The following is an 8,022-nucleotide window of genomic DNA, read 5'->3' on the forward strand; positions in this document are numbered from 1 at the left end:
AGCCGCCGACCTAGGCAAGTACCGGCAGCAGTGGATGAAGCTGGAGGGGCGGGCGGTGGAGGCGCAGAAGCCCCTGGAGATGGGACTTAGTCTCTAAGCAGAGAAGAAAATTGAACACTACGATCGGCGGGGCGGGGGGGAGGGGCGGGGGTGTGTCTCTCCCCGCCCGCCATGCGGGAGGGGCTGGGGGAGGGCGAGGTCACGTATTGACAGGAATGAAAAATCACATGCGCTGATGCGAAGTGTAAACACTTGGGAAAATCTTGGGACAAGTAAAATGAGGGCGAAACAGGGGGAATTTGGGGAAAATTTGGGGACAAATATTTTCCCAAAACAGGGTTTTTTGCAAAAAACAACAATTTTCGATTTGGCGGTATTCCTTTAACCAGTTGTTTATATTGGTAATTTTGTGCCGGAAATAGGAATCGAACCTACGACCTTCGCGTTACGAATGCGCTGCTCTACCAACTGAGCTATTCCGGCAAGACGTGAAATTTTCCTGATCTTGTTGGGAATGTCAACGGAAGAACGGGAGCTATGGGCCGGAGGGCATTCAGGCGTGTGTCTTATCCAAGTCGGGCCAGCGTCTGCGCTTTCATGGCCTTGAGATGGTCGATTTCTTAGCGGGTGAAACCGGCGGCCATGCGCCCCGGTCTTCCGCACAAAACACTTACTCGATCAGTTGAATGTGTTGGTTGGGCTGGAAATCTGGATCGTGTAGTTCAGGTTGTTGCTGCCGTCCTTGATCACGTCCTTCTCACAGGTGAATGTCGAAGACATATCATCGAAGGGATAGGTGTAGCAGGTCGGGCATGCCTTTTTCAACCAGGTGATGGTCGGGAGCACGTAGGGAACCCAGGCGGTGCCTTCGGTCGTGTACATAACCGAAGGCGTCGTGATTCCGGTCCAGTTGGTGCCACCGCAGGCCATGACGGCAGGCTGATTGGTCGGTGCCGGGTCCGTGTATCCGCTGAAGCTGTTGTTGACGCACAGCTGCAGGTCGCCGACCGAGATAGTCGATTGATTGTTGAATGCCGGGGCGATCGTATTTGGCGTGGCAAAATCGAATGGAGCCTGATTCAGGTAGCTAGCATTTTCATTGCCATTCCATCCCCATATCTGATCCGCCGTAGCCCAAGAAACAAACCTGCCGCAAACCCGTTCGGCTGGTGCGAAGGTGAACTGTCCACTCAAGAGTTTATTGGCGTTCAAGCCGCATACGGAGTCAGTGGTGCCGAGTGTGGTGCACGTTGATTGTACGGAGCATGATGTCGGCGTCGTTGTACTCGGTGCGACGACGGCAAAATATGAGGAAGGGCTGTCGCTGACAGCTGCCGATTGATCCGAGGGAAAGTTCGAACTGGTCGGTGCAAAAGTCCAAGGACTGTTTGGCAGGGTTGCAGACACGCCGATGGGTGGGGAACTCGCACCCGGAGTGCCGCAGTAGTAGTTATTGGCGGTTGTCAGTCCCTCTGTCGGGCCAAATGCCAGGGCGTAGTTCGCGCCATTGATGATAGAGACGTCGTAGTAGTCAACCGTATTGTGCTGATACGTGACTTCGGCGAGTGTGATCGCGGCATATGCCGGACCGGTGCCCGGCGTCGTGGAGCTGCTCGGGCAGGTTCCGCCAGGACATTTCTGGATGTAGTAATTACCTGACCACTGAATCTGCTGAGGGCCGGTTGTGATGCCCGACCATTGCGGAATGAACAGGGTGGTCGAAGTGCTCGGCTGAAGTATGCCGGTGTCATTGGCGAAGGCGGGTTTGTCCCAGAAACACATGAACGGTGTCTTCCCCTTTGCCACACCAGCACCACCCTGAACACAGGTCGATCCGATCGGGCAGGCGTTTTTACCATCCGAGGTGGGGCCGCAGTAGGATTGCGCGCCCGCCTTGGTTCTTGCTGGGTTCGTCGGATCTACACCGGCAGCCACCGAGGTGGGGGATGTGTAGGCATTCGCCGAGCCTGCGTTGGCAGCGATCAGCACCGTATCCGGTGAATCGTTGGTGAACGTGATGTTCCGCCCTGCGGTCGAGCCACTGTTGTCGATCAACTTGAGATTGACTGTCTTCTGATAGGAAGGTACAGCGAGAAGGAATCCCGGCTGGTTATTGGCATACGTCGGCGGCACGGTTGTCACGGCAACAGAAAGTGCAGCATCAAGGCCATTGGTTGTGCCTTTTAACGGCAGCAGGCCATATCCACAGGTGGTCACGGAGCTGGCATGCGCGGCGGTACTGCTGTTGTCTAACGACAATGCACAGGTAACGGAACTTGTTGTCTGCATGTCGGCAGGGGTGTTCGAGCCATCCGGATAAGAATAGAAGACCAAGGCACTCGGATCGACGCTGGTAACCGTAACCCAGTAGTCGGATTTGAGCAGTGTGTCTCCCTCCAGATACACAAACAATGGCGCCTTCATGCCCAGATAGATTTGGCCGGAGCTGTTTTGAGAGCTGACGTGGACGGTGCCCGCCGATTGGTTGGGATTGCCATTCCAGCTGATCGTGACACCGTCCTGTGAGCCGAATGGGGCATTGACGCCCGCGACCCAAGAGCCGGTGGGGCTGATGGTCGTTGTGAAGGAGGTTTTCGATGGCACTTTTGTGGCATCGATTGTTCCACTGATGGTACAGGTGGGGGCAGCCGTGGTCAGGTTGCACTGCTGTGTGCCACCGTTGGCAAATAAAATGCCTGCGGGCTGGTTCATCATGACTGTCAACGGGTTATCGTTTGGAATCTTCTTACTGTTCATCCCTGTTGCGGGAATCAGTTGTACCGTGATGGAGAACGGGTAGGCGACCTGGGCACCCGAGTAGAAGGTTCGCGTTGTTGTTGCGACGGAAATCGAACCATAAACATTGGCCGACCCTCCAACGGTCACGGAAGTACTTGCGCTGGAATAACCGGCGGCTTCGGCCAGAATGCGGGTGTTTCCGGTTGTTTTGCCAAAGACGGTTACCGAACAGGGCTCCGATCCGGAAGACAGGATGCACGTCGACGGTGCAATGTGTGCAACAGTCGGATCTAAAGCGCTCAGATTGACTTTCTGGTTAACGATGCCGCTGCCTCCAGCAATCCGGACGGGCACAGTCTGGACGTTGCCTGTCCGGACTTGTAGATTCTGCGCGCCAATCTGAATCTGACCTGTGTTGTTCGAATCGCTGCTGTCGCATCCCGCGAGGAGAATCAAGGCACAAGCCACCAATGCTTTGGATGTGGTTTTAATCATTTTTTACCTGTTTTACCTGTGCCCCGTTTCCATTTTTTCGAGTAATTTTGCCGGCTGATCCTATCAGCGAGCCGTTTTGGCGGCAATGCGTCTTTTGGGCATCCGGCGAGCGGTGCAAAAAACACGGGGCATGGATGCCCCGCACGAAAATCAATCACGCAAGTGATTGATTTATCGCTGCCAAGTCCGGGCGTGTACCGGACTTGGCAGGGCTGAAAAACTCATGGATGAGTTTTTCAGCATCCTGTTAGGGCAGTTGAATTGGGAAGGTTGTGAAATACGAAGAATGTACAGGGCAATATTCAGGCGTGTGTCTTGTCGAGCCTTACCAGCGTCTGCGCTTCCATGGCTTTAAGATCGTCGATTTCTTCGCGGGTGAAACCGGCGGCCATGCGCCCCGGTTCGTCGTAGGGGCCGCGAATCCGGCCGTGCATGTATTCAGCCAGCAAGTCGCGAAAGGTGCTGCGCGGATCGAGTTGGCGTTGTTCGGCGCAGTGGCGGAACCAGCGGGTGCCGATTTCGACATGGCCGATTTCGTCCGTATAAATCACCCCGAGAATATCGACGAGTGCCTGATCGCCCACCAAGCGCAATTTATCGGCGATGGCCGGAGTGACGTCGAGTCCGCGGGCTTCGAGTACGCGGGGCACCAGCGCCATGCGCACCATGACATCGTGATCGGTGGCGCAGACGGTTTCCCACAGGCTGTTGTGTGCGGGAAAATCACCGTAGCTGCTGCCGTGTTGTGCGAGGTAGTCGGCCAGTAGCAGGAAGTGCTTGCCTTCTTCAGACGCGACTCGCAACCAGTCACGATAGTAAGCCGCAGGCATGTCGTCGAAGCGGTAGACCGCATCCAGCGCGATATTGATGGCATTGAATTCGATATGAGCAAAGGCGTGGGCCATTGTGTTGCGCCCTTCCTGGGTGTGGGTGATCCGTCTCGGCAGATCGCGCGGCGGCATCAGCTCGGGAAGGGCAGGGCGGCCTGGGTCTTCCACGCGAACAATGGCCTGTTCGGGCGGGCGTGGGATGACGGCATCGTCCGTCATGAGTGCCTGTCGATACAAGTTGGCCGCGCCTGCTGATTTCTGCCCCGGATCGGCTGTCATCAGCCAGTGGTAGGCCCGTTCGCGGATCGTTGAATTGCTTGTCATGGCTGCTGGCGAAGAGGGTGGCATCACAGTTGAATTTTTTGCTTGCGCTGCTCAATGAATTGCCGGAAGTCCGCTTCCAGTGCACGGTATTGGGCGATGGCTTTGCGACCTGCTTCGGTCAGGGTGGCATGGCCGCCGCCCGCACCACCGACTTCTTTGGTCACGTACGGCAGGCTACCGATCTTGTTGACTTCCTCGATCAGCGACCATGCGCGCTTGTACGACATGCCCAGTGTCTTGGCGGCCTGACTGATTGAACCCAGTTCGTCGATGAGTTCCATCAGCCGGACTTTTCCGACGCCAAGATAGCCCTTCTGATCGGCGCTGATCAGCCAGAACCGGGCGTGAATCTGTTCGCTGTAGGCGTCGCCTGGTAGGCGGTCGAGGCGGGATTTCTTCGGCATGATGACTTCCTTGAGTCCATGGTTCGCGGAGCAATGGGCGAGCGTTATGTTTTCATAGCATAACCGAATTCGTAGTTTATGGCGTTGTGGAATGGGGTGGCTGTTACCCAAGTGTTACTATTGGTGGCCCTATTTTTGGAAGGTGGATTTATGGCAATTTCGCAGGTGCTGGGTAGCTTGTCCGTGGCTGATTTTCTGCGTGATTACTGGCAGAAAAAACCGGTGTTGATCCGTCAGGCGGTGCCCGGCTTCGAGTCGCCACTATCGCCAGAGGAGCTGGCCGGTCTGGCCTGTGAGGAAGACGTGCCCGCGCGTTTGATTCTCGAATCGGCAGGCACGCGGCCCTGGACGTTGCGACACGGCCCTTTCGTGGAAGAGGATTTCACCAGCCTGCCCGAAGACGGTTACTCGTTGCTGATTACCGATTGCGAAAAGCTGATTCCTGACATGATGACCCTGGTTGAGCAATTCCGCTTCGTACCGGATTGGCGGATCGACGACCTGATGATTTCCTACGCACCGCCCGGTGGTTCGGTCGGGGCGCATATCGATGAATATGATGTGTTCCTGTTGCAGGGTATGGGGCGGCGCAAGTGGATGATCGAATATCCGCCGAAACATAGTGATTTCGTACCGGATCTGGATATCCGTCTGCTGCAAGAATTCGATCCGACCGAAGAATGGGTGCTGGAACCGGGCGACATGCTCTATTTGCCGCCCGGTGTGCCGCATCACGGCGTAGCGGTCGACCACTGCATGACGTTTTCAATCGGGTTCCGTGCGCCCTTGCTGCACGAGTTGGCGGCGGGCGTGACCGATCGGCTGATCACCCAGATGGATCAAACGGCCCGTTACGGTGATCCCGATTTGCAGGCACCGGCGAATCCCGGCGCATTGAACGCCTCGTCTCGTGCCAAATTGCGCGCGATCTTGCAATCGGTACTGGATCAGGATGATGCCGTGCTGGATCGATTCATCGCCGAAACGCTCACCGAGCGCCCGCTGGATCACGCCAGTTTTTATCCACAAAACGAGCCATTGGACGCGAAGGCCCTGCGTGATGAAATCGCCCATAGCGGCGACACCCTGATGCGCACACCGGCTGCGCGAATGCTGCTGGTGGAAGATGAGTCCGATTCGGCTGGCGGAACACTGGCCGTAGATGGTCAAGGCATGGTGCTCAATGCGCAAACCCTGCCTTTAGCGCGCTTGCTTGTGGCCCAGGTTTTTTATGATGCCGCCGAACTGCTGGCCGTCACCGAGCTACCGGCTGCGGCCGAACTGTTGCAGCAACTGTATGCCGACGGTGTGGTTCAGTGGCGGCCAAACATGCTTACCATCTGATCCAAAAGGAGAATAAGTAATGAGTCAGAATACTTCTGGCCTTGCCCCGTCCGTGATTTTGGTTGGTATGGGCGAAATCGGTCAGGTACTGGCCGCAGGCTTTCTGAAAACCGGCCATCCGGTCATTCCGTTGACCCGTCGGCAATCACTTTCCGGCGTGCTGGCGCAATCGCCCGATGCGCAAGCGCTGGTGCTGGCGGTCGGTGAAAAAGACCTACCGGATCTGCTCACGCAAATCCCGGCACAATGGCACGAGCGACTGGTGCTGATCCAGAACGAACTGCTGCCCAAGGACTGGCAATCGGCAGGGATCGTCAACCCGACCGTCATGTCCATCTGGTTCGAGAAAAAGCCGGGCAAACTCGTCAAACAACTCATGCCCAGCCCGGTTTGGGGGCGTAATGCCGGTTTGATGGCCGAATCGCTTGCAGCGATTGGTCTGAATGCGCGGATTATCGACGATTTGGCTGCCATGCAAAACGAGTTGGTCATCAAGAATGTCTACATTCTCACCACCAATATCGCCGGGCTCAAGATGGGCGGAGATGTCGAAACACTCTGGCGTGAACATCAGCCGCTTGCACGCGCCGTGGCTCTTGAAGTCATTGCGCTTCAGGAGAAACTGGTCGGACTGCCGCTGGCAGCAGAGCCACTGATCGAGGGCATGTTGGCTGGATTCGAGGGCGATCCGGCACATGCTTGTCAGGGTCGTACGGCGGCGGCTCGCTTGCAGCGGGCGCTGAAACTGGCCGAAAGGTTTGGTCTGGATTTGCCGGTAATGAAGGAAATTGCTGCCGCACATATAGCGAGTTGAGGCAGTTTTCGAGCTCCGGGTTATTTGTGACGGATGTTACCAAAGTAAGCATCCAGCGACGCTTAGACTATACGGCGGCACCGCATTGCAGTTTTCTGAAAATGCTGCGTCACCCGATGCGGCATGGATAAGAACGAGACAGGAGTGCTAATAACAACAGGCTCAATGACCGGTTTCCAGCGTCAACAAGCAGAGGAGCTTCAGCATGATTACGTTTTCAACCAAGGTGTTTCCGAATATCACCATGCATCGAGCGGATGCGTTAGCCATGATTGATAAGATGGGCCATGATGCGACAGTGCCGGGTTCGATTCTGGCTGCCGATGTGCCGCAGGCGCTCGAAAAATTGACTGCCGCGGTCGGTGTCAGTCATACGAAGGGACCGGATGCATACGATGGTGTCAGCCCGTCCACCCGCGCGGCGCCGTTAATCGATTTGCTTAAAGCAGCCGTCAAAGAGCATAAGAATGTCATGTGGGCAGAAGCCGGTTTGCTGGACTGATTTAGTTTATTCAACCATCGACACTGAAAATACGGGGTAAGGATCATGAGCGCCATCGAAGACATTGAACTTGAACGTCATCGGGCACAAATGCTGCACGACATGCGGGCGTTGGTGGAAAAATATCGGGCGATATTCGATTGGGATGTACCGGGTGTAAACCAGACGGAGGCTGACAGATTGATTGTTCAAGCAATGCATGATGCCTTGGCTAAAGTCGCATCGGATTTGTCGGGTAAAGCGTCCTCATCGTAAATACCTACGGTTTCATGGTGTATTTTCTTAAATCTGCTACACCAATAGGCGACCTTGTGCTTTGTCTATGGCTGTTACAGAGCCGACTTTTAGATTTATTTGTTCAGGAGATAGGCACTGATGACTGCTTCGAATTCAACCTCGATCGAACTTAAAACCATTCCATACACATTGGGGCAGCTCGAATAACCCGATATTTTCAATGAATTCTGCCACTGAATCATGCCTGTGGCCGAATCCGGCTCAAATTCCACAACAAACGGCTACCTTTCCAAGCAGCTTTGCCCGGTTTTTACTCCGAATCTCCATGGTTGG

7 protein-coding genes and 1 tRNA gene are annotated in these 8,022 nt (G+C 55.4%); 4 read left to right on the top strand and 4 right to left on the bottom strand.

Features of this window, described 5'->3' with window-relative positions:
• Positions 1-410: 410 nt before the first annotated feature.
• The 4 genes from M7R55_RS11840 to M7R55_RS11855 form a co-directional block, all read right to left on the bottom strand.
• Positions 411-483: transfer RNA gene (locus M7R55_RS11840), tRNA-Thr, on the bottom strand.
• A 195-nt stretch (positions 484-678) separates the two neighbouring features.
• Positions 679-3,234 carry a thaumatin family protein gene (locus M7R55_RS11845; protein WP_298220817.1) on the bottom strand — a complete coding sequence of 852 codons (2,556 nt, stop codon included), beginning with the start codon at positions 3,232-3,234 and terminating at the stop codon, positions 679-681.
• A 302-nt stretch (positions 3,235-3,536) separates the two neighbouring features.
• The gene (locus tag M7R55_RS11850; RefSeq protein ID WP_298220819.1) at positions 3,537-4,388 is read right to left on the bottom strand and encodes a ferritin-like domain-containing protein; all 852 of its coding nucleotides are present in this window, start codon (positions 4,386-4,388) and stop codon (positions 3,537-3,539) included.
• A 23-nt stretch (positions 4,389-4,411) separates the two neighbouring features.
• Positions 4,412-4,792: a LysR family transcriptional regulator gene (locus tag M7R55_RS11855; RefSeq protein ID WP_298220821.1), complete on the bottom strand. Its 381-nt coding sequence runs from the start codon at positions 4,790-4,792 to the stop codon at positions 4,412-4,414.
• A 150-nt stretch (positions 4,793-4,942) separates the two neighbouring features.
• Here M7R55_RS11855 and M7R55_RS11860 point away from each other — a divergent pair, with 150 nt between their 5' ends.
• The 4 genes from M7R55_RS11860 to M7R55_RS11875 all read left to right on the top strand — a co-directional run bounded on the left by M7R55_RS11860 (position 4,943) and on the right by M7R55_RS11875 (position 7,707).
• Positions 4,943-6,136 carry a cupin domain-containing protein gene (locus tag M7R55_RS11860; RefSeq protein WP_298220823.1) on the top strand — a complete coding sequence of 398 codons (1,194 nt, stop codon included), beginning with the start codon at positions 4,943-4,945 and terminating at the stop codon, positions 6,134-6,136.
• A gap of 19 nt (positions 6,137-6,155) precedes the next feature.
• Complete coding sequence (locus tag M7R55_RS11865) at positions 6,156-6,950, top strand: hypothetical protein (RefSeq protein WP_298220825.1); 795 nt, start codon at positions 6,156-6,158, stop codon at positions 6,948-6,950.
• A gap of 205 nt (positions 6,951-7,155) precedes the next feature.
• Complete coding sequence (locus M7R55_RS11870; protein WP_298220827.1) at positions 7,156-7,452, top strand: DUF1840 domain-containing protein; 297 nt, start codon at positions 7,156-7,158, stop codon at positions 7,450-7,452.
• Positions 7,453-7,497: 45 nt separating this feature from the next.
• Positions 7,498-7,707, top strand: coding sequence for a hypothetical protein (locus M7R55_RS11875; RefSeq protein WP_298220829.1), 210 nt, complete (start codon positions 7,498-7,500; stop codon positions 7,705-7,707).
• Positions 7,708-8,022 lie beyond the last annotated feature (315 nt).

The organism is Halothiobacillus sp. (genome assembly GCF_027346185.1).
In the GTDB taxonomy this organism is placed as follows: domain Bacteria; phylum Pseudomonadota; class Gammaproteobacteria; order Halothiobacillales; family Halothiobacillaceae; genus Halothiobacillus.

Coding starts and splice junctions, on each gene's coding strand:
- M7R55_RS11870 (WP_298220827.1), top strand. CDS start 7,156: ATGATTACGTTTTCAACCAAGGTGTTTCCGAATATCACCATGCATCGA.
- M7R55_RS11855 (WP_298220821.1), bottom strand. CDS start 4,792: ATGCCGAAGAAATCCCGCCTCGACCGCCTACCAGGCGACGCCTACAGC.
- M7R55_RS11865 (WP_298220825.1), top strand. CDS start 6,156: ATGAGTCAGAATACTTCTGGCCTTGCCCCGTCCGTGATTTTGGTTGGT.
- M7R55_RS11850 (WP_298220819.1), bottom strand. CDS start 4,388: ATGACAAGCAATTCAACGATCCGCGAACGGGCCTACCACTGGCTGATG.
- M7R55_RS11845 (WP_298220817.1), bottom strand. CDS start 3,234: ATGATTAAAACCACATCCAAAGCATTGGTGGCTTGTGCCTTGATTCTC.
- M7R55_RS11860 (WP_298220823.1), top strand. CDS start 4,943: ATGGCAATTTCGCAGGTGCTGGGTAGCTTGTCCGTGGCTGATTTTCTG.
- M7R55_RS11875 (WP_298220829.1), top strand. CDS start 7,498: ATGAGCGCCATCGAAGACATTGAACTTGAACGTCATCGGGCACAAATG.